17 protein-coding genes are annotated in these 21421 nt (G+C 71.3%); 14 read left to right on the top strand and 3 right to left on the bottom strand.

What is annotated here, in order from left to right; translation table 11 throughout:
* Positions 1–42 precede the first annotated feature (42 nt).
* From E1294_RS17250 to E1294_RS17205, 10 genes are all read left to right on the top strand, one after another.
* On the top strand, positions 43–4719 hold the full coding sequence (locus tag E1294_RS17250; RefSeq protein ID WP_425465210.1) for an ATP-dependent helicase: 4677 nt from the start codon (positions 43–45) through the stop codon (positions 4717–4719).
* A 213-nt stretch (positions 4720–4932) separates the two neighbouring features.
* On the top strand, positions 4933–5259 hold the full coding sequence (locus E1294_RS17245; RefSeq protein ID WP_132509541.1) for a hypothetical protein: 327 nt from the start codon (positions 4933–4935) through the stop codon (positions 5257–5259).
* Complete coding sequence (locus tag E1294_RS17240) at positions 5256–5429, top strand: hypothetical protein (protein ID WP_165977332.1); 174 nt, start codon at positions 5256–5258, stop codon at positions 5427–5429. The genes E1294_RS17245 and E1294_RS17240 overlap by 4 nt, the downstream gene beginning before the upstream one ends.
* Before the next feature lie 34 nt (positions 5430–5463).
* Positions 5464–6141 (top strand): GntR family transcriptional regulator, encoded by a 678-nt coding sequence (locus E1294_RS17235; RefSeq protein ID WP_132509539.1) that lies wholly within the window; start codon positions 5464–5466, stop codon positions 6139–6141.
* A gap of 90 nt (positions 6142–6231) precedes the next feature.
* On the top strand, positions 6232–7848 hold the full coding sequence (locus E1294_RS17230) for an ABC transporter substrate-binding protein (RefSeq protein WP_132509538.1): 1617 nt from the start codon (positions 6232–6234) through the stop codon (positions 7846–7848).
* Positions 7848–8807 carry an ABC transporter permease gene (locus E1294_RS17225; protein WP_132509537.1) on the top strand — a complete coding sequence of 320 codons (960 nt, stop codon included), beginning with the start codon at positions 7848–7850 and terminating at the stop codon, positions 8805–8807. Before E1294_RS17230 ends, E1294_RS17225 begins: the two co-directional genes overlap by 1 nt.
* Complete coding sequence (locus E1294_RS17220; RefSeq protein ID WP_220447787.1) at positions 8800–9669, top strand: ABC transporter permease; 870 nt, start codon at positions 8800–8802, stop codon at positions 9667–9669. The genes E1294_RS17225 and E1294_RS17220 overlap by 8 nt, the downstream gene beginning before the upstream one ends.
* The gene (locus E1294_RS55840; protein WP_132509536.1) at positions 9666–10631 is read left to right on the top strand and encodes an ABC transporter ATP-binding protein; all 966 of its coding nucleotides are present in this window, start codon (positions 9666–9668) and stop codon (positions 10629–10631) included. Before E1294_RS17220 ends, E1294_RS55840 begins: the two co-directional genes overlap by 4 nt.
* The gene (locus tag E1294_RS55835) at positions 10628–11596 is read left to right on the top strand and encodes an ABC transporter ATP-binding protein (RefSeq protein WP_246083068.1); all 969 of its coding nucleotides are present in this window, start codon (positions 10628–10630) and stop codon (positions 11594–11596) included. Before E1294_RS55840 ends, E1294_RS55835 begins: the two co-directional genes overlap by 4 nt.
* Before the next feature lie 51 nt (positions 11597–11647).
* The gene (locus E1294_RS17205) at positions 11648–13432 is read left to right on the top strand and encodes a gamma-glutamyltransferase family protein (RefSeq protein ID WP_220447788.1); all 1785 of its coding nucleotides are present in this window, start codon (positions 11648–11650) and stop codon (positions 13430–13432) included.
* A 3-nt stretch (positions 13433–13435) separates the two neighbouring features.
* Here E1294_RS17205 and E1294_RS17200 read toward each other — a convergent pair whose 3' ends face one another.
* The 3 genes from E1294_RS17200 to E1294_RS17190 all read right to left on the bottom strand — a co-directional run bounded on the left by E1294_RS17200 (position 13436) and on the right by E1294_RS17190 (position 16421).
* Positions 13436–14521 carry a carboxylate-amine ligase gene (locus E1294_RS17200; RefSeq protein WP_132509534.1) on the bottom strand — a complete coding sequence of 362 codons (1086 nt, stop codon included), beginning with the start codon at positions 14519–14521 and terminating at the stop codon, positions 13436–13438.
* 88 nt (positions 14522–14609) lie between these two features.
* Entirely contained in the window at positions 14610–15260 is a 651-nt protein-coding gene (locus E1294_RS17195; protein ID WP_132509533.1) for a M15 family metallopeptidase, read from the bottom strand.
* Between the two features lie 12 nt (positions 15261–15272).
* Positions 15273–16421 (bottom strand): ROK family transcriptional regulator, encoded by a 1149-nt coding sequence (locus tag E1294_RS17190; protein ID WP_132509532.1) that lies wholly within the window; start codon positions 16419–16421, stop codon positions 15273–15275.
* A gap of 137 nt (positions 16422–16558) precedes the next feature.
* Here E1294_RS17190 and E1294_RS17185 point away from each other — a divergent pair, with 137 nt between their 5' ends.
* The 4 genes from E1294_RS17185 to E1294_RS17170 all read left to right on the top strand — a co-directional run bounded on the left by E1294_RS17185 (position 16559) and on the right by E1294_RS17170 (position 21421).
* Positions 16559–17878 carry an extracellular solute-binding protein gene (locus E1294_RS17185; RefSeq protein WP_132509531.1) on the top strand — a complete coding sequence of 440 codons (1320 nt, stop codon included), beginning with the start codon at positions 16559–16561 and terminating at the stop codon, positions 17876–17878.
* A gap of 4 nt (positions 17879–17882) precedes the next feature.
* The gene (locus E1294_RS17180) at positions 17883–18887 is read left to right on the top strand and encodes a carbohydrate ABC transporter permease (protein ID WP_132509530.1); all 1005 of its coding nucleotides are present in this window, start codon (positions 17883–17885) and stop codon (positions 18885–18887) included.
* Complete coding sequence (locus tag E1294_RS17175) at positions 18887–19738, top strand: carbohydrate ABC transporter permease (protein WP_132509556.1); 852 nt, start codon at positions 18887–18889, stop codon at positions 19736–19738. Before E1294_RS17180 ends, E1294_RS17175 begins: the two co-directional genes overlap by 1 nt.
* A 240-nt stretch (positions 19739–19978) precedes the next feature.
* Positions 19979–21421 (top strand): glycoside hydrolase family 3 protein, encoded by a 1443-nt coding sequence (locus E1294_RS17170; RefSeq protein WP_132509529.1) that lies wholly within the window; start codon positions 19979–19981, stop codon positions 21419–21421.

Below are 21421 nucleotides of genomic sequence, written 5' to 3'. Positions count from 1 at the left end.
CGTGCGAATGCGGTTTCTGTCGGTGACGCGAGGCAGTATGTGCTGGTGAGCTCGCTAGACCACTTCAGCCAGGTGACCAGGCAATGGTTCACCGGAGCATTCCAGGATCCCACCGCCGCCCAGGAGGGGGCGTGGGAGTCGATCGCGCGCGGCGACAACACCCTGGTCGTGGCGCCCACCGGGTCGGGCAAGACGCTGGCGGCGTTCCTGTGGTCGCTCGACCGTCTCGCCGCGACTCCGGTCGATGAGCGGGCCCAGAAGCAAGCCGCCCAGGGGCGGGCCCGGGAGCGAAACGGGCGCAAGGGCACGCGCGTGCTCTATGTGTCGCCGCTCAAGGCGCTGGCCGTCGACGTCGAGCGCAACCTGCGCGCGCCGCTGGCGGGCATCAAGCAGACGGCGCGGCGGCTGGGGCTGCCGGTGCCGGAGATCTCGGTGGCGATCCGCTCGGGCGACACCCCGGCGGAAGACCGCAGGCGGTTCGCCGCCAGGCCGTCCGACATCCTGATCACGACGCCCGAGTCGCTGTTCCTGCTGCTCACCAGCCAGGCTCGCGAGGCGTTGCGCGGGGTCGAGACGGTGATCGTCGACGAGGTGCACGCGGTCGCGGCCACCAAGCGGGGCGCGCATCTCGCGCTCACCCTGGAGCGGCTCGACGCGCTGCTCGAGCGGCCCGCGCAGCGCATCGGGCTGTCGGCGACCGTGCGCCCGGTGAGCGAGGTGGCGACGTTCCTGGGCGGGGTTCGCCCGGCCACCGTGGTGCAGCCGCCGTCGGAGAAGCAGATCGAGATCGAGGTCGTCGTCCCGGTCGAGGACATGACGGAGATGGAGGGCGGCAAGCCTCAGGAGGGCGAGGAGTTCGCACCCGAGCCGAGCGGCAGGTCGATCTGGCCGCATGTCGAAGACCGGCTTTTCGACCTCATCGGGGCGCACAGTTCGACGATCGTCTTCGCCAACTCGCGGCGGCTGGCCGAGCGGCTGTGCACCCGGCTCAACGAGCTGGCATATGAGCGCGAGCACGGCGCGGAGGCCGTCGATCTGTCGATCTGGGAGACGGGTCCGCCCGATCAGCCGCCCGCCGACGCCAGGCCTGCCCAGCGCACGCCCGCCGAGATGATGGCGCAGGCCGGGTCCGTCAAGGGCGTCGTGACGGAGATCGTGCGCGCTCACCACGGCTCGGTCTCCAAGGAGGAGCGGGCGCAGATCGAGGAGGCGCTCAAGTCGGGCCGGCTGCCCGCCGTGGTCGCCACCTCCAGCCTGGAGCTGGGCATCGACATGGGCGCGGTCGACCTGGTCGCGTGCGTGGAGGCGCCGCCGAGCGTGGCCAGCGGGCTGCAGCGCATCGGCCGGGCGGGCCACCAGGTGGGAGCGGTGTCCAAAGGTGTGATCTTCCCGAAATACCGCGGCGATCTGGTGCAGACGGCCGTGGTGGCCGAGCGGATGAAGAGCGGCGAGATCGAGGAGCTGCGCTATCCGCGCAATCCGCTCGACGTGCTGGCCCAGCAGATCGTCGCCATGACGGCGCTCGACGAGTGGACGGTCGACGAGCTGGAGTCCGTGGTCAAGCGGGCCGCCCCCTATGCCACGCTGCCGCGCGGCGCGCTGGAGGCCACGCTCGACATGCTGGCCGGCCGCTATCCGAGCGAGGAGTTCGCCGAGCTGCGCCCGCGCATCGTGTGGGATCGCGTGACCGGCACCCTGCAGGGGCGTCCGGGGGCGCAGCGGCTCGCGGTCACCAACGGCGGCACCATCCCCGACCGTGGCCTGTTCGGGGTGTTCCTGGTGGGCGAGCGGTCCTCAAGGGTGGGTGAGCTCGACGAGGAGATGGTCTACGAGTCGCGTGTGGGCGACGTGTTCGTGCTGGGCGCGACGTCCTGGCGGATCGAGGACATCACGGCCGATCGGGTGCTCGTCTCACCGGCGCCGGGGCAGCCGGGCAAACTGCCGTTCTGGCACGGCGACGCGCCCGGCCGCCCGGCGGAGCTGGGCAGGGCGATCGGGCGGTTCCTGCGCGAGCAGGCCCAGCAGGGCTCAACCGACCGGATGCGGGCGGCGGGGCTCGACGCCCACGCCTCGGGCAACCTGCTGGCCTACCTCAACGAGCAGCGCGAGGCCACCGGCTACGTCCCCGACGACCGCACGCTGCTGGTGGAGCGCTTCCACGACGAGCTGGGCGACTGGCGGGTGGTGATCCACTCCCCCTACGGCGCCCGGGTGCACGCGCCGTGGGCGCTCGCCGTCAACCGGCGGCTGCGCGAGCGTTACGGCGTCGACGTGCAGGCCGTGCACTCCGACGACGGCATCGTGCTGCGCATCCCCGACACGCTGGCCGAGCCCCCCACCGACGTGGCGGCGTTCGACGCCGAGGAGATCGAGCAGATCGTCACCGAGGAGCTGGGCGGGTCAGCCATGTTCGCCTCCCGGTTCAGGGAGTGCGCGGGGCGGGCGCTGCTGCTGCCGCGCCGCACGCCGGGCAGGCGCAGCCCGCTGTGGCAGCAGCGGCAGCGGGCCGCCCACCTGCTGGGCGTGGCCTCTCAATACGCCTCGTTCCCGATCGTGCTGGAGACGATGCGCGAGTGCCTGCAGGACGTCTTCGACGTGCCAGGCCTCGTCCAGCTCATGCGCGACATCGCGGCGCGCAGGGTGCGGCTGGTGGAGGTGGAGACCTCGCAGGCCTCCCCGTTCGCGGCGTCGTTGTTGTTCCACTACGTGGGCGCGTTCATGTACGAAGGCGACGCGCCGCTGGCCGAGCGGCGGGCGCAGGCCCTGGCCCTCGACACCTCGTTGCTGTCCGAGCTGCTCGGACAGGCCGACCTGCGCGAGTTGCTCGACCCCGACGTGATCTCCGACAGCGAGCGCGAGCTGGCCCGGCTCGACCGGCCGCTGCGCGACGCGGAAGACCTCGCCGACCTGCTGCGCTCGCACGGGCCACTGGTGGCGCCCGACGTGAGCGTGCGCGGCGGCGACCCGGCCTGGTTGCAGGAGCTGGAGCGCGCGCGGCGGGCGATCAGGGTGCGCGTCGCGGGCGAGGAGCAGTGGGCGGCCATCGAGGACGCGGCGCGGCTGCGTGACGCGCTCGGCGTGCCCCTGCCGGTGGGGGTGCCGCACGTGTTCCTGGAGCAGGTCGCCGACCCGCTGGCCGACCTGGTGGCACGGCACGCCCGCACGCGCGGGCCCTTCCACGCCGGCACGGCCGCGGCCAGGTTCGGGCTGGGCGTCGCCGTGGTGACGGACGCGCTGCGGCGGCTTGCGGTGACCGGGCGGGTGGTCAGCGGCGAGTTCCGGCCCGGCGGGCGGGGCGAGGAGTGGTGCGACGCCGGGGTGCTGCGGATGTTGCGCCGCCGGTCGCTGGCAAGGCTCCGCAAGGAGGTCGAGCCGGTCACGCCGGAGACGCTGGCCGTGTTCCTGCCCGCCTGGCACGGCATCACCGGCTCGGGGCCGGCCTCGGCCGAACGGGCGGGAGCGGCCAGGGCGATGGACTCCCTGGTCCGCTCCATCGAGCAGCTCCAAGGGGCGGCCGTGCCCGCGTCCGCGCTGGAGACGCTGGTGCTGCCCGCGCGGGTGCCCGGCTACCATCCGGCGCTGCTCGACGAGTTGACGTCGTCCGGCGAGGTGATGTGGGCGGGGCAGGGCTCGCTGCCCGGCGGTGACGGCTGGGTGTCCCTCTTCTTCACCGACACCGCGCCGCTGCTGCTCCCCGAGCCCGCCGAGATCACCATGACGCCCGTGCACGAGAGCGTGCTGGAACTCCTGGGCGGGGGTGGCGCGCTGTTCTTCCGCGGGATCTCCGACCAACTCGGCTCGCTCGACGACACGACGCTCGTCGCCGCGCTGTGGGACCTGGCGTGGGCGGGGCGGGTGTCGGGTGACACGCTCGCGCCGTTGCGGGCCACCCTCGGCACCGGACGGCCCGCCCACCGGCCCGCCACCACGCGGCGGCGCCGGGCGGTGCTGCCGAGCAGGAGCGGGCCGCCCACGGTGGCCGGGCGGTGGTGGTTGCTGCCCGAGCCCGCCCCCGACGCGACGCAGCGGGCCAACGCCCAGGCCGAGGTGCTGCTCGAACGGCACGGGGTGGTGACGCGCGGGGCGGTGACCTCCGAGCGGCTGCCCGGTGGGTTCACGCCGATCTATCAGGTGTTGCGGGCGTACGAAGAGAGCGGGCGGTGCCGGCGAGGCTACTTCGTCGAGGGGCTGGGTGGTGCCCAGTTCGCGCTGCCCGGGGCGGTCGACCGGATGCGCGCCATGGCACCGGGCATCGCCCCGGCCGCGTCCGGCTTCGGGGCGGGAACCGGGCTCGGGGCGGGAACCGGGCTCTGGGCCGCTTCCTCGGGTTCAGGGCGGTCGGGCGACTCCGGGGGGCGGGCCGTGGTGCTCGCCGCCGCCGACCCGGCCAGCCCGTACGGCGCCGCGCTCCCCTGGCCGCAACATCCCGGCGACGTCGGGCACAAGCCGGGCAGGAAGGCCGGGTCCCTGGTGGTCCTGGTCGAGGGTCATCTGGTGCTCTACGTCGAGCGGGGTGGCAAGACCCTGCTGTCGTTCACCGACGACACGCGTCTGCAACCGGCCGTCGACGCCCTGGCACTGGCCGTACGCGACGGCGCGCTGGGCAAGCTGACCGTGGAGCGGGCCGACGGGGCCGCCATCGCCGACTCGCCGCTGGCGGCCGCGCTGGAGGCGGCCGGTTTCCACCCGACACCCCGCGGCCTGCGCCTGCGTGCCTGACCGCGCCCCGGCATTCCTCCGGCGCAGCGCCCCGGGTGGCGGTCAGAGGACGACATCTCCGGGCGGATGGGCGCGCCCCGGACACGGCAAGGGCCCCCGGAAGGCCGGGAGCCTGACGGCCTGTACTCTCCTGCCGGGCCAAGCGCCGCGCGAGGGCGGTCGCCGGGTAGGGACGCTTCCGCCCGGCTCGCGCGGGCCGCGAAGATGGGTCGCGTGGGGCGTCTGAAACGTTCACGCACCGATCTCAGCACGGGCAGGAACCTTGAGATCTATCTGACGGCACTCATCGCGCTCGCGGTGGGCGTGCTCGGCGTCTTCAGCGTCGACAACGCGCAGGTCCTGCTGATCGATCCGCAGGGCACGGTGCCGGAGGAGGCGGCCAGGAGGAGCACGATCCCCGGCCGGTCCGAGGTCTTCGAGCACCGGGTCAGTACCTGCTGCGCGATCTGGTCGGCAAGGGCGACGTCGAGGTGCGGTTCCTGCCGTTCGTGCCGGCGTTCGGGCTGGTGGTCCTGGATGCCGGCGATGGCGACGGGGTGATCCACGTCGAGCTCGGGACGCACCGGTCGGCGGGCCGCGATCCCGTCTTCACGCTCACCCCGCGCCGTGACCACTTCTGGTACGAGCACTTCAAGGGAGAGTTCGAGCGCATGTGGGAGGTCAGCCAGGTGGCGGAGGCGGCCGACTGGAGTCCACGCGGGGAAGACTGACCTCGCAAGGGAGCTGTATACGATAAGTCGTCAAATGACTGGTATGACGCTGGGCGCGGCCCATCAGACGTTACGCGACGAGGTCACCAAGGAGCTGCGGCGCCGCATACTCTCCGGGGAGCTCGCCCAGGGCGAACGGCTGGTCGAGGACCGGCTGGCCGCCGCGCTCGGCGTCTCGCGCAACCCGGTACGCGAGTCCATCCGGGTGCTGGCCGCCGAGGGATTCATCGAGGTCGTCCCCCGGCTCGGTGCCACGGTCGCCCGCCTGTCCGTCGAAGAGGGCGAGGAGCTCTTCGACGTGCGCATGGCGATCGAGGGGCTCGCGGCCCGGCTGGCGGCGCGCAAGCGCGATCCGGCCTCCGCCGAGCGGCTGCGCCACGTGCTCCAGCAGGCCAGGGATGCGGTGGACGGCGGGCGCCTGGAGCAGGTGGCCGACCTCAACACCGCCTTCCACCTGGCCGTGGGCGAGGCCGCGGGCAACTCCTACCTGAGTCTGATGATGAAGCCGATGCTCCAGCGGGCGCAGTGGGTCTTCAGCCAGACCGCCGCCGCGCGGGGCCCGCACTCATGGTCAGAACACGTAAGCCTGCACGAGGCCATCGCCGCGGGCGACGAGGACGAGGCGCAGGCCAGGGCGATCGCGCACGTGGCCGCGGCCAGGAGATCGTTCCTGGTGGCCGTGGGCCGTACGACGAAACACCCGAACGATTAGAAAACGGTCAGATAACAACACAGCGTTATGAAACACTTATGAAATGTCAGGTCTTGTATACAGTCTCCTAAACGTCCCTACGGAGGCCCCATGAGACCGTCCCCCAGGCTCGTCGCGGCGCTCGCCGTTCTCCCCGTAGCCCTGTCGGCATGCGGCGGAGGCGGATCCACCGGCACGCCCGCCGCACCTCCATCCATCGCCGACGCCACCACCGACAACCGGCCGGTCAAGGCGGGCGGCACGCTCAACATCGCGCTCAACGCCGACCCCGACGCACTCGACCCGAGCTCCGCGACGACACTGGTGGGCCGCGAAGTCTTCGCGAACATGTGCGAGAAGCTCTACGACATCGACGCGGCCTCGGCCCTGGTGCCGCAGCTGGCCGCCGCGCTGCCAGAGGTCTCCGATGACGGCAAGGAGGTGACGATCAAGCTGCGCGAGGGCGTGAAGTTCAACGACGGGACGCCGCTCGACGCCGAGGCCGTCAAGAAGTCGCTCGACCGGCACCGCACCTGGAAGAAGTCGGCGCGCCAGGCCGACCTTGCTCCGGTCGACAAGGTCACCGTGGTCGACCCCGCCACGGTCAGGCTCACGCTTTCGCAGGCGTTCACCCCGCTGACCGCGCAGCTCGCCGACCGCGCCGGAATGATCATGTCGCCCAAGGCGCTGGACGAGGCGGGCGACAACTTCGGCGCGAGCCCCGTGTGCGTGGGACCGTTCACGTTCGCCGGCCGCACCTCCGGCAGCCAGATCGTGCTGGAGAAGGCGCCCGACTACTACGACGCGGCCAAGGTCAAGCTCGACAAGCTCGTCTACAAGATCATCATCGACCCCAACGTACGGGCGGCGAACCTGAAGTCCGGCGACGTGCAGGTGGCCGACCAGCTCGCCACCACCACGGTCAAGGGTGTGCAGGCCGACCCCAACCTGAAGGTCGTGGCGGGCGGCGGCCTCGGCTACTACGGCGTCACGATCAACGTCGGCAACGCCAACGGAGCCACGGAGAAGGCCGGCGAGGTGGACACGGCGCTGGGCAAGAGCCCGCAGCTGCGCGAGGCGTTCGAGCTGTCCCTCGACCGCGAGCTGATCAACAAGACCGTCTACAACGGCCTGTACGAGGCCGACTGCTCCCCTCTGCCACTGGACAGCCCCTACCGGGTTCAGGACCTGCAGTGCTCGAAGCGCGACCTGGCCAAGGCCAAGCAGCTCGTGCAGGCGTCCGGGGTGCCGACGCCGATCCCCGTCAGCCTCAACACGCCCAACGACGCCACCAACATCCGCCTGGCGCAGGTCATCCAGCAGATGGCCAAGGAGGCGGGCTTCAACGTGAGCGTGAAGACGGGCGAGTTCGTCAGCAACCTGGAGCAGGGCAAGGCCGGTGACTTCGACGCCATGCTGGTCGGCTGGTCGGGCCGGGTGGACCCGGACGGCAACCTCACCGGCATGGTCACCAGCCGCGGCGCCAACAACTACAGCGGCATGTCCGACCCGGGCATCGACGACCCGGTCAAGGATGCGGCCGCCGAGTCGGACACCGCCAAGAGGGCGGAGCTCTACAGCAGCGCGACGAAGAAGATCGCCGAGCTGCGCGGGATCGTGTACCTCTACCACAACAAGTACTACCTGGGCATGAACAAGAACGTCGCCGGAGTCCAGTACTTCAAGGACGGCCTGCCGCGCTTCGTCACCGCCGGGTTCACCGCCTGATGCTCTGGTTCATCCTCCGGCGCTGCGGATCCGCGGTGATCGTCATGTTCCTGGGCAGTGTCCTGATCTTCCTGGGGATCAGGGCGCTGCCCGGCGACCCGGCCACCGTCATGGCCGGCCAGGAGGCCTCACCCGAGGTGGTCGAGGCCATCCGGCAGGAGTTCGGCCTGGACAAGCCGTTGCCCGCACAGTACCTCGACTACATCGGCCAGACCCTGACCGGCAACCTCGGCCGTTCCACGCAGGACCAACTCCCGGTGATCGACATCATCGCCGAGCGGTTGCCGGTGACGCTGGAGCTGTCCGCCCTGGCCATGCTGGTCGCGATCGTCATCGGCGTGGGCGCGGGCATCGTCGCCGCGGTGCGCCGCGGCAAGGTCGCCGACTACGTCGCCACCGGGTTCGGCCTGGCCGGGTTGTCGGTGCCGCACTTCTGGCTGGGCCTGCTCGCCATCCTGCTGTTCGCGGTCACCTGGCGGGTGCTGCCCGCCTCCGGATACGTGCCCTTCACCCAGGACCCGGCCCAGAACCTGCAGCGCATGATCCTGCCCGCCCTCGTGCTCGGCACCGGCTTCGCGGCCATCCTGATGCGGCAGACCCGCTCGGCCATGCTGGGCGCGCTGTCGGCCGACTACGTCAGGACCGCGCGGTCCAAGGGCCTGTCGGAGGTCAAGGTCGTGGGCACGCACGCGCTGCGCAACAGCCTGACGACCGTCGTCACCGTGCTCGGCCTCCAACTCGGCGCCCTGATCAGCGGCGCCGTCGTGACCGAGCAGATCTTCGTGATCCCCGGGTTCGGCAAGCTGACCGTGGACGCGGTGCTGACCAGGAACTACCCGGTCATCCAGGCCGTCGTGCTGATCACCGTGATCGGCTACGTCGTCGTCAACCTGCTGGTCGACATCGCCTACGCCTTCCTCAACCCGCGGATCAGGCTGTCGGGGGGCTCCCGTGACTGAGCAGCAGGCCGTCGCAGCGGGCCGGGCCGCCCGCAGGCGCAGGTTGTGGCGGCGCTTCCGGCGGCGGCCGATGCCCATGGCCGGGCTGGTGCTGGTCGTGGGCTTCGTGCTGCTGGCCCTGGCGGGGCCGCTGGTCACCGGCGACCCGGCCGCGCAGGACTACCTGGCCACGCTGGCGCCGCCGTCGCCCGCGCACCTGATGGGCACCGACGACCTGGGCAGGGACGCGTTCGCCAGGATCGCGCACGGCGCGCAGGTGTCGCTCCAGGCCGGGGTGTTGTCGACCCTGCTCGCGATGGCCGTGGGCATCCCGATCGGGCTGGTCGCCGGGTTCTACCGGCGCTGGCTCGACCCGATCGTGATGCGGCTGGTGGACGTGACGCTGGCGTTCCCCTTCCTGGTGTTCGCGGTGGGCCTGGCGGCGATCATCGGGCCGTCGCTGAAGGGCGTGGTGCTGGCGCTGGGCTTCTCCCAGCTGCCCGCCGTCATCCGCATCACCCGGGGCGAGGTGCTGGCGGTCAGGGAGATGGACTACGTGGCCGCGGCCGTCGCCGACGGCGCCGGCGACGGGCACATCATCTTCAGGTACGTGCTGCCCAACTGCGCCAGCCCGCTCATCGTGCAGGCCACGGTGGCGATCCCGGCGGCCATCATCGGCGAGTCCACCCTGTCGTTCCTGGGGCTCGGCGTGCAGCCGCCGACGGCCTCGTGGGGTGTGATGCTGACGACCGCGCAGCAGTACCTGAGCGACGCGCCGTGGCTGGCCGTCTGGCCCGGCCTGATGATCGCGCTGGCCACGCTCGGCTTCAACCTGCTCGGTGACGGGCTGCGCGACGTACTGGACCCGAGGAGCGGCCGATGAGCCTGCTGGAGATCACCGACCTGACCGTCGAGTTCGACACCGAGGACGGCTTGGTGCAGGCGGTCAGGGACATCTCGCTCACCCTGGACGAGGGCGAGATCCTGGCGCTGTGCGGCGAGTCCGGCTGCGGCAAGTCGGTCACCGCGATGTCGGTGCCCCGGCTGCTGCCCCCGGAGACGACCCGGCTGTCCGGCTCGGTGAAGCTGGACGGCCGCGAGCTGACCACGCTGCCCGAGCCGGACATGCGGCACGTACGCGGCAAGGACGTCTCGGTCGTCTTCCAGGAGCCGATGACCTCGCTCAACCCGTCGTTCAGCGTCGGCTACCAGATCACCGAGGTGCTGCGCAGGCACGAGGGCCTGTCGCGGCGGGTGGCCGGCGACCGCGCGGTGGAGCTGCTGGAGCTGGTCGGCATCCCGGCGGCGGCGCGCAGGATGAAGGAATATCCGCACCAGCTGTCCGGAGGCATGCGGCAGCGCGTGATGATCGCGATCGCGGTGGCCTGCTCGCCCCGGGTCCTGATCGCCGACGAGCCCACCACGGCGCTCGACGTGACGATCCAGGCGGGCGTGCTGGACGTGTTCCGCGACCTGCGCGACCGGCTCGGCACGGCGATCATCCTGATCACGCACGACCTGGGGGTGGTGGCCGACATCGCCGACCGGGCCGTGGTCATGTACGCGGGCCGCGCCGTGGAGCAGGCCACGGTGACCGAGCTGTTCGCGAACCCGCGCCACCCGTACACGCTGGGGCTGATGAAGGCCCTGCCCACCGCCGCGGTCGGCGGCCGGCTGGCGGAGATCCCCGGCATGGTGCCCTCGCCGCTGTCCGACCCCGACGAGTGCGCCTTCCACGACCGCTGCCCGCGCGTCCAGGTCGACTGCCGCGTCTCGCGGCCCCCGCTCGTACGCCAGGCGGAAGGCCATCTGGCGGCCTGCTTCCACCCCGGAGGTCAGTCGTGATCCTGCGCATCGACAACCTGGTCAAGCACTACGGCCAGGTGCGCGCCGTGGACGGCCTGTCGCTGGAGATCGGCCAGGGCGAGGTGCTCGGCCTGGTCGGCGAGTCCGGCAGCGGCAAGTCCACGGTGGGCAAGTGCGTGCTGCGCCTGACCGACCCGACCGCGGGCACGATCGAGCTGGCCGGCCGCGACATCACCCGCCTGTCGCGCCGGGCCATGCGCCCGCTGCGCAGGGACGTGCACATGGTCTTCCAGGACCCCTTCTCCTCGCTCAACCCCCGCTTCACGATCGAGCAGATCGTCGGCGAGCCGCTGCTGCGGCACAAGGTGGCCGACCGCCGGGGCGCCTCCGAGCGGGTGTCGGCCATGCTGGAGAAGGTGGGGCTGCGGCAGGAGATGCGCTCGCGGTTTCCGCACGAGCTGTCCGGCGGGCAACGCCAGCGGGTGGGGCTGGCCAGGGCGCTGATCCTGGAGCCGAAGCTGGTCGTGGCGGACGAGCCGGTGTCGGCGCTCGACGTGTCCGTGCAGGCGTCCGTGCTCAATCTGATCACCGATCTGCAGCGGGACATGGGCTTCTCCTGCCTGTTCATCACGCATGACCTGTCGGTCGTGGAGTTCCTGGCCGACCGGATCGCTGTCATGTACCTGGGCAAGATCGTGGAGTCGGGCCCGAAGGCGGAGATCTTCGCCGCGCCGCGGCACCCGTACACGCAGGCGCTGCTGTCGGCGGCCCCGGTGGCCGATCCGGTGCGGCAGCGCGAGCGGCGCAGGATCGTGCTCGGCGGCGACGTGCCGAGCCCGGTCGATCCGCCCTCCGGGTGCCGGTTCCACACGCGGTGCCCGCTGGCGTACGACGCCTGCCGCACCGACGAGCCCTCCTTGACCGACACGCGGGGCGACGGGCATCCGGCCGCGTGTCACCTCATCACGGCGGACCGCATCCCCGACGCGGCCGCTCATCGCTAGAAGGAGAATGGTTTGTTCACCACCAGGCCCGAGCTCTCAGGTGATTTCGGCATGGTCGCCAGCACGCACTGGCTGGCTTCGGCCGCCGGCATGGGCGTGCTGGAACGCGGCGGCAACGCCTTCGACGCGGCCGTTGCCGCCGGGTTCGTGCTGCAGGTCGCCGAGCCCCATCTGAACGGCCCGGGCGGTGAGGTGCCGATCCTGCTGTGGAGCGAGGCCGACCAGAAGGTGTCGGTGGTGTGCGGCCAGGGCGTGGCGCCCGCCGCAGCCACGATCGGGCACTACACCGGGCTCGGCCTGGACGTGGTGCCCGGCACGGGGCTGCTGGCGGCGACCGTGCCGGGGGCGTTCGGCGGCTGGATGCTCATGCTGGAGCGCTGGGGCACCTGGTCGCTGGCCGACGTGCTGGCCCCCGCGATCCACTACGCCGAGCACGGGGTGCCGGTGCTGGAGCGGATCTCCGCCACGGTCGAGTCGGTCGCGGAGCTGTTCACCGAAGACTGGCCGACGTCGGCGGCGACGTGGCTGCCCGGCGGCGCCGCGCCCGCGCCGGGGTCGAAACTGGCCAACCCGGTGCTGGCCGCCACCTACCGCCGGCTGGTGGCGGAGGCCGAGTCTGCGTCGAGCACGCGCGAGGGGCAGCTCGCCGCCGCCAGGAGGGCCTGGTACGAAGGCTTCGTCGCCGAGGCGATCGCCGAGTTCAGCACCAAGACGGCCTGGCGCGACAGCTCGGGCGAGGTGCACGGCGGGCTGCTGACCGGCGACGACCTGGCCGGCTGGGCGGCCTCCGTCGAGGATCCCGTGACCTTCGACTACCGCGGGCACACCGTGTGCAAGACAGGGCCGTGGGGGCAGGGTCCGGTGTTCCTGCAGCAGCTCGCGCTGCTGTCCAGGTTCGACCTGGACGCGATGGGGTACCTCAGCGCCGACTACGTGCACACGGTGACGGAGGTCGCCAAGCTCGCCTTCGCCGACCGCGAGGCCTGGTACGGCGATGCCGACGTGCCCATGTCCGACCTGCTCGGCGAGGCGTACAACGCGGAGCGGTGCGTCCTCGTCGGCCATGAGGCCAGCCTGGAGCTGCGGCCGGGCGCTCCCGGCGGGCGGGCGCCCAGGTTGCCCGACCTCCCCGCGCCCGGCACCTCCAGCAGCGCGCCCGGCATCTCCGGCGCGCGCGCCCCGCAGGGCGTCGGCGAGCCCACGGTGGCCAAGAGCGCGGGCGGCGTGGAGGTGACCTCCGCCGACGGCACGGTCAGGGGCGACACCTGCCACGTCGACGTGGTCGACCGGCACGGGAACATGGTCTCGGCCACACCCAGCGGCGGCTGGCTGCAGAGCTCGCCCACCATTCCCGCGCTGGGCTTCTGCCTGGGCACGCGGGCGCAGATGTTCTGGCTGCAGGAGGGCCTGCCGGCCTCGCTGCGGCCTGCGACGCGGCCGCGCACCACGCTGTCGCCCTCGTTCGCGCTCAGGGATGGCCGGCCGTGGCTGGCGTTCGGCACCCCGGGCGGCGACCAGCAGGACCAGTGGAGCCCGAACTTCTTCCTCTCCGTCGTGCACGGCGGGCTGAACCTGCAGGAGGCCATCGACGCCCCCATGTTCCACTCCGAGCACTTCCCCAGCTCGTTCTTCCCCCGCGGCTCGCGCCCTGGCGTCCTGCACGTCGAAGACCGCCTCGACCCGGGCGTCGTCGCGGAGTTGCGGCGGCGCGGGCACGAGGTCGAGGCGCAGGGTCCGTGGGCGCTGGGCCGGCTCAGCGCGGTCGCCCGTGACGGCGCCTTCCTCAAGGCCGCGGCGAACCCGCGGGGCGCGCAGGGCTACGCCGTCGGCCGATGACGGCTAGGCGACCGTCGCCTCGATCAGGTCGTCCACCACCTCGGCCAGGTCGTTGCCCCTGGAGTGCACCCGGCGCTGGCGCATGGCTCCCGAGCCCTGGCGCAACAGCCGGTCCAGACCCTCCTGGACGAACGTCAGGTCGCCCGCCTCGGCCAGCGCCGGGCGTACGTGCTCCAGGAGGCGCCCCGCCATCACCGGGGCGGGCACGAGCGTGCCGTGCCGCACGTCCATGCTGTCGCCCAGCAGCCCGTCGCGGGCGGCCCGCCAGTAGGAGGCGCGCAGCACCTCGGCGGGGACCGGCAGCCCTCTGTCGCCGCGCCCGACGGCCTCCAGGGAGGTCACGACCAGGGCGCGGATGAGCCCGATCAGGGTGAGGCTGTCGGCCACGTCGAGGGGCACGTCGGCCACCCTGATCTCCACGGTCGGCAGGCGCGGCGACGGGCGGGCGTCCCAGTAGACGGTCTTGGCGTCGAGCAGCGCGCCCGACTCCGCCAGCGAGCGCAGCGCCAGCTCGTAGTCGCGGTACGACGGGAAGTACGGGGGCGCGCCGGAGACCGGCCAGCGCCCCCAGCTGATCACCCGCCAGGACGCGTACCCGGTGTCGCGCCCCACGAAGAACGGCGAGTTGGCGGCCAGCGCGATCAGCGTGGGCAACCACGGCCGCAGGTGGTTCCCGACATAGACCGCGTGCTCCTCGTCGGGGACGTCCACGTGCACGTGCAGGGCGCAGATGCTGATCTCGTCCTGCAGCGCGCGGTAGAGCACCCTGCCCTGGAGGTAACGGTCGTCGTCGGTGAGCGGCGGCTGCATGACGTTCCCCAGGACGGGGATGCCGCTCGCGACGACGGCCAGCCCGCACGAGCGGGCCGCGTCCGCCACTTCCTTGCGCACGGTGCGCAGTTGCGAGCCCAGCTCGCTCAGGTCGGCGGACGGCGGCGTGCGTGCCTCCACCTGGAATCGGGTGATTTCTTGCACCACGTCCAGCACATCCGTGGCCGCGGCCAGGACTTCGGCCGCTCGGGGAGCCACGTGGCGGGTGCGGGGATCGACGATGAGGTATTCCTCTTCGATCCCGATCAACGGAACCATGCCCACACCTCGTTGGGGAGTCCAAAAGCCTCCGTACGAAGTTGTGCCCGTACCGTGCCCTGGGGGAAACCCGTCCGACAGGTGCTTGTCAGATGGGTCCGTAGAGGGCGTATGAGGTGCGTGTGGCCATGGCCCAGTAGCGGTCGCCGTAGGACCAGTGCCACCACTCCGTGGGGTAGTTGACCAGGCCGACGGGCTCCAGCGCGGCGGCGAGGAGCTTGCGGTGGGCGCGGGCGTCGTCGGAGATGGTGGGGGCGGCGGTGTAGCAGGCGCCGTCGCTCTGCTCGGGGTTGTCGTTGACCTGGGTGCCCATGTCGTATTCGGTGCCGTTGGGGGCGCACAGGGTCAGGTCGACGGCGGCTCCGGCGGTGTGGGGGGCGACCTCGACGGGGGACACGTAACGACTCGCCGCGATATAAGACTCGTCGGGCGACATGTCGGGGAACGCCGCCTCCAGCTCCGCCCGGTACCCGTCGAAGATCCGCCGCTGCGTCGCGATGGGGCGGTAGCCCTCGACGATCAGCAGATGGTAGCCGTCGGGCAGCAGGCCTTCCGCCTTCTCCAGGCGGTCGAGCAGGCCGGATCGCAGGTGGGCGTACGCGCCGTCGTCGTCGGCCATGCGCGTGTCCACGCGCAGCCGCCCGCGTACGTCGGTCAGTGGTTCGCCGCACTCCTGCACCGGGACGGAGACGACGCGGGGGTCCGAGATGAGCACGACATCGTTCGGGGACTGCCACATGGGCAGAAATTCTCACACAGTGTCGGAGAAAACCTGTTCCCGGGCCTGCTCCAGAGCCGCCACCAGGGCGCCGCGCAACACCGGGTTGCCGGCGACCCCGGTCGTGACCACGGTGGGCCGGCTCGGGCACACGCGCGCCACCGCCTCCTGCACCTTGGCGGCCAGCCGCGCACCGCCCGCCCTGCCGACGTCGCCGCTCAGCACGATCAGCCCGGGATCGAGCACGACGGTCACGGCGACCGCGCCCACGGCCAGCCGCCCCGCCACCTCGTCCAGGTAGCCCTCGTCGCCGCCGCGCACCAGGTCGGGCACGGTGTTGCCGATGAGCCCGCGCCTGTCGGCCAGCCCGCGCAGGGCGTCGTGGCCCACCAGCCGCTGGAACGAGCCCGACTGCGGCTGGGAGACGTCGGCGGGCAGCGGCTCGCCCGGCACCGGCAGCCAGCCGATCTCGCCCGCTCCCCCGGTGATGCCGCGGTGCAGCTTGCCGCCCAGCATGACGCCGAGCCCCTGGCCGATGCCCGACCAGATCACCACGAAGTCGTCGTGCCCGGCGGCCGCTCCGTACTTGTGCTCGGCGAGGGCGACCAGGTTGACGTCGTTCTCGATCGTCACCGAGGCGCCGAGCGCCTCGCGCAGGCTGGCCAGCACGCCGACGTGCCAGGCCGGCAGGTCGTACGACCAGCGCACGTCCCCGCTGACCGGGTCGACCACGCCTCTGGTGCCGATGACGAAGGAGCGCAACCGGGACAGGCCGATGTTCGCCGCCTCGCAGGCCCGCCGCACGGCCGCGTGCACCGCCTCGACCGGATCGCGACCGTCCGAGGGGTTGAGTGTGATCTCGACCACGGTTCTGCCTGTGATGTCCGCCACACCGACCCTGAGGCTGTCGGGCAGGACCTCGAGCCCGGCGACGTACGCGCAGGAGGGCACCACGGCGTACAGGGCGGCGTGCGGGCCCCTGCCGCCGGCCCGCTCCCCCGTGACCTCGACGAGCCCCCGCTCTTCGAGCCTGACGAGGAGCTGACCTGCGGTGACCTTGGACAGGCCGGTCCGCTGGCCGAGCTCGGCGCGGGTGAGGGGACCGTCTCCGATGAGCAGCTCGAGCGCCGCTCGATCGTTCAGCCGGCGCAGCAACCGAGGGGTTCCCGGGTCTCGGCTCATCGACGTGTCCCCTCTCGTCACGATCGGCTAACGAGCGTTTTTTTAAGGAAAGTTTCTTGTTAGTTTATCAGCATCGTTCGGCATTGACGATCAGCCTGGTGCGGACCGTAGGCCGGCACCCGGGAAGGGAGAACCCTGTGAGGATCGCGAAGATCACAGCCACTACGGTCACCACGGCCGCCCTGGCCCTGGGCCTGGCAGCGTGCGGATCCGGCGAGACGCCTGAGTCCTCACCGAGCGCGGCCGACGCGAGCGGGCCCAAGTACGCCGGCAAAACCCTGACCTTCTGGCGCCTGGGCGACAGCAACCCCGAGGCCCAGAAGTACACCGACGAGCTGGCCGCCGAGTTCGAGAAGCAGACCGGCGCCAAGGTGAAGGTCGAGTGGATCCCGTGGCAGCACGTCAACGACAAGTTCACGGCCGCGGCGGCGGGCGGCGCCGGCCCCGACGTGACCGAGATCGGCAATGACCAGGTCCCGCTCTGGCAGAGCCAGGAGGCGCTGGAGCCCATCACGGACATCGTGGCCTCGGGGGACCAGACCCAGATCCCCAAGAACCTGATGGGCCTGGAGACCATCGACGGCGAGACGTACGCCGTGCCGTGGGGCGGCGGCAGCCGCGCGGTGCTCTACCGCGCCGACTGGTTCAAGGAGCTCAAGATCGAGGTGCCCAAGTCCTGGGACGAGCTCGTCGCCGCAGCCAAGAAGATCCAGGCCGAGAAGGGCTCCGACGTCGACGGCTTCGCCTTCAACGGCGGTTCCGACGCCAACCACCTGCTCGGCGCCCTCGCCTGGACCGCCGGCGGCGAGTACGCCGTCAAGGAGGGCGACACGTGGGTCGGCAAGCTGACCGGGCCGGGCTTCAAGACCGGCTTCGCCCAGTACACCGGCCTGGTCACCGACGGCCTGTCCAGCAAGTCGCGGCTCAACCAGAACACCACCGAGATCCGCACCCGCTTCTCCAACAACAAGGTCGGCATGTACCTCACCGCCGCGTGGGACCTGGCGACGATCGAGGAGGAGAGCAAGGGCAAGATCAAGGGCGACAAGCTCGCGTTCTTCCCGCTCCCGTCGCAGGCCGGCGGCGAGGCGCAGTCCTTCCTCGGCGGCAACGACATCGCCGTCTGGGGCACCGCGAAGGAGAAGGAGGCGGCCAAGGAGTTCGTGAAGCTGGCCTCCGGCAAGGAATGGGGCGTCAAGTACGCCACCGACGGCGGCCTGCTCCCCGTCTATCCCGACGCCCTCGCCAAACTGGCGGAAGACCCGGTGCAGGCGCCGTTCGCCGCCGCCTTCGCCAAGGCCAAGGCCTTCCCCGCCGACCCGCAGTGGACCGAGGCCAACGAGACCAAGGCGGTGCTGCAGAACGCCGCCCGCAAGGTCATCGAGGGCAAGGCGTCCGCCGACGAGGCGCTGGCCGCGGCCAACAAGGAACTCGAAGACATCCTCAACGCCTCCTGAGCCTATGACGAACACGTCAACACTTTCCCGGGGCGGAGGCCGCTCCTCCGCCCCGGGGTCGCACCGCCCGCGCCCGCCGCGGAAGGCCAGTGGCCTGCCCGCCTGGTCCATCCCCTACGTCCTGCTGATCCCCGGCCTGCTGGTCATCGGCGCGCTGCTGCTCTACCCGCTGATCCAGATGGCGATCATGGCCTTCCAGAAGGTGGGCCTGGTCCAGATCTCCGGCAAGAAGCCGGCCACCTGGGTCGGGTTCGACAACTTCACCGGCTTCGTCGACAACGACATCTTCTGGTCCTCGCTCCGCAACACGGTGGTGTTCGCCGTGATCGCGGTGCCGCTCACCCTCGTCCTCGGCACCGCTGTCGGCGTGCTGCTGCACCGGCTCGGCAAGAAGATGTCGTTGTTCGTCATCATCGGCATCATGTTCGCCTGGGCGGTGCCGCCGGTGGCGCAGGGCGTGATCTGGCGCTGGTTGTTCGACGCCGAGGCGGGCATCGTCAACTGGGCGCTCAACCTGCTGCCCGACTGGCTCTCCACCGCCCTCTTCAGCCGGGCCGACTGGACCGGCGAGCCCTGGCTCAACGACGCCTGGTCCATCTACATGGTGCTGATCATCTGCGTGGTCTGGGCAGGCTTCCCATTCGTGGCCGTCTCGGTGCTGGCCGGGCTCAAGGGGGTCCCCGCCGAGCTCTACGAGGCCGCCAAGGTCGACGGCGCCGCCCCGTGGCGGACGTTCTGGAGGATCACGTTCCCGCTGCTGAAGCCGGTGTTCGCGGTGCTCACCGTGCTCTCGATCATCTGGGACTTCAAGGTCTTCTCCCAGCTCTACGTGCTGGCCGGCACGAGTAACCGGGAGGCCTACAACCTGTCGATGTACGCGGTGACCGAGGCGTTCAAGGCCCCGCCGAAGATGGGCTCGGGCGCGGCCATCGCTCTCGTGCTGACCGTGATCCTGCTCATCGTCACGGCGGCCTACATCCGGCAGATGTTCAAGCAGGAGGACACGTGATGACCCCGCTGGCCCGCAAACGCCTGGGCAAGGTCACGCTCAACACGCTGGGCGTGCTGGTCTTCGTGGTGGCCACCTTCCCCGTCTACTGGATGGTTTCCACCGCCTTCAAGACCAACGACCAGATCTTCACCACCGAATTCATCCCGTTCCCGACGCACTTCACCTTCGAGCACGTGCAGCGCGTGCTCTCCGAGGGCGTGGCCGGCCACTCCATCTGGCTCTACATGCGCAACAGCGCCATCGTCGCGCTCGGCACGATTCTGATCGGAGCGGTCTTCGCGCTGCTCTCGGCCACGGCGGTGGCCCGCTTCAGGTTCAAGGGCCGCACGCCGTTCCTCGCGCTGCTGCTCGTCGTGCAGATGATCCCCGCCGAGGCGCTGGTCATCCCGCTGTTCCTGAGCGTCAAGCGGCTGGGCCTCTATGACCAGCTGCTCGGCCTGATCGTCACGCAGGTGGCACTGACCCTGCCGTTCGGGATCTGGATGTTGCGCACGTTCGTCGCCGCGGTGCCCAAGTCGCTGGAGGAGGCCGCCTGGATCGACGGGGCCAGCCGGTTCACCACCTTCTGGAAGGTGCTCTTCCCGCTGGTGGCTCCCGGGCTCGTCGCGACCAGCATCTTCTCGTTCATCACGGCGTGGAACGAACTGATCATGTCGCTTTACCTGATCAGCGACCCGACCAAGTACACCATGCCCGTCGCCCTGCAGTATTTCTTCGGGCAGAAGGGCACCGACTGGGGCGCCATCATGGCCAGCTCCACGATGATGACCCTCCCCGTCGTCATCTTCTTCCTCGTCGTGCAACGCCGCATGGTCTCCGGCCTGGTCGCCGGGGCCGTGAAGGGCTGACATCCGCTTCCCTACGGCACGCCCGTGCCGTATTCCGCCCTGCCTGAGAACTGTCGACTTCCTCCCCACGGACGAATCGGGAGATCCCAACCGTCACCGGCTGCACCTTCCTGCTTCGCGGGCGACTGCTCCCGGGACGTTTTCGCCCGGACCGCCAACCGCCGGTCCACCCACCGCTACACGGCGGTTCGTTTCCTCCCCAAGGCGTAAGCCGGGGGTCTCCAACGAAAGGAAGGTCCGATGAGCCAGAGTGATCGGGGGCTGCGCCGCCTCGCGGCCGGCACACTGCTCGCCGCTTTCCGGGGCACCACGGCGCCCGAATGGGTGCTGCGCGAGCTTGAGCACGGTCTTGGCGGTGTCACACTTTTCGGCTTCAACGTGGGCGAGCCCGACCAGGTGCGCGACCTGACCACCACGCTGCGCGCCGCCGGTGAGCCCGTCATCTCGCTCGACGAGGAGGGCGGCGACGTGACGCGGCTGGCGTACCACGTCGGCAGCCCGTACCCGGGGAACGCGGCGCTCGGCGCGGTGGACGACGTCGAGCTGACCCACCGTGTGCACCGGGCGATCGCCGCCGAGCTGGCCGCCTGCGGCGTGAACCTGAACATGGCGCCGAGCGCGGACGTCAACACCGAGGCGGACAACCCGGTGATCGGCACCAGGTCGTTCGGCACGGACGCGGAGCTGGTCGCCAGGCACACGGTGGCGGCCGTACGGGGTCTGCAGGCGGGCGGCGTGGCCGCCTGCGTCAAGCACTTCCCCGGCCACGGCGCCACCCGGGTGGACTCCCACCTCGCGGTGCCGGTCGTGGACGTCGGCCTCGATGTGCTGCGGGAGCGGGAGCTGACCCCGTTCCGCGCGGCGATCGGCGCCGGGGCCAAGTCGGTGATGACCGCGCACGTGGCGGTGCCGGCGGTGACGGGTGACGCCCCCGCCACGCTGTCCGGGGCCGCGCTGACCGGGCTCTTGAGGGGCGAGCTCGGCTACGACGGCGTGGTCGTCACCGACGCGCTCGACATGCACGCCATCACCAAGAGCGTGGGCCTGGCCGGGGGCGCGGTGCTGACGCTCGCGTCCGGCGCCGACCTGCTCTGCCTCGGCCCGCTGCCCACCTACGACGACATCCAGGCGATCATCGCGGAGATCGTCACCGCCGTGCGCGAGGGCCGCCTGCCGCTGGAGCGGCTGGAACAGGCCGCGGAGCGGGTGGCGGCGCTGCGCGCCTGGTTCGGCGCGCCCCACGAGGCTGCCGCCGAGCAGAACGGCGTCGGCCTGCACGCCGCCCGCCGCGCCGTACGGCTGACCGGCGCACCTGAACCTCTGGTCGAGCCCCTGGTGATCGAGGTGGACACGCCGCCGACGATCGCCGTGGGCGACGTGCCCTGGGGCGTGGGCCCGTGGCTGCCCGACGCGGAGATCGTCAGGGTCGGGCCCGCGGCCGCGGACCTCCCCTTGCTGCTGGCCAAGGCCGCGAACCGGTCGCTGGTCGTCGTGGTCAAGGACGCGCACCGGCATCAGGCCAGCCAGGACCTGGTCTCCGCGCTGCTGGCGGCCCGCCGCGACACCACGGTCATCGAGATGGGGCTGCCCGTGTGGCGGCCCGGCAGCGCCGCCTACATCGCGACGTACGGGGCGGGCAGGCCCAACGCCCAGGCCGCCGTCGAGCTGCTCAGCGGGCGTTAG

The sequence above is a fragment of the Nonomuraea diastatica genome, from assembly GCF_004349015.1.
GTDB classification, from domain to species: domain Bacteria; phylum Actinomycetota; class Actinomycetes; order Streptosporangiales; family Streptosporangiaceae; genus Nonomuraea; species Nonomuraea diastatica.
This window is presented reverse-complemented; position numbering and strand designations above follow the sequence as displayed.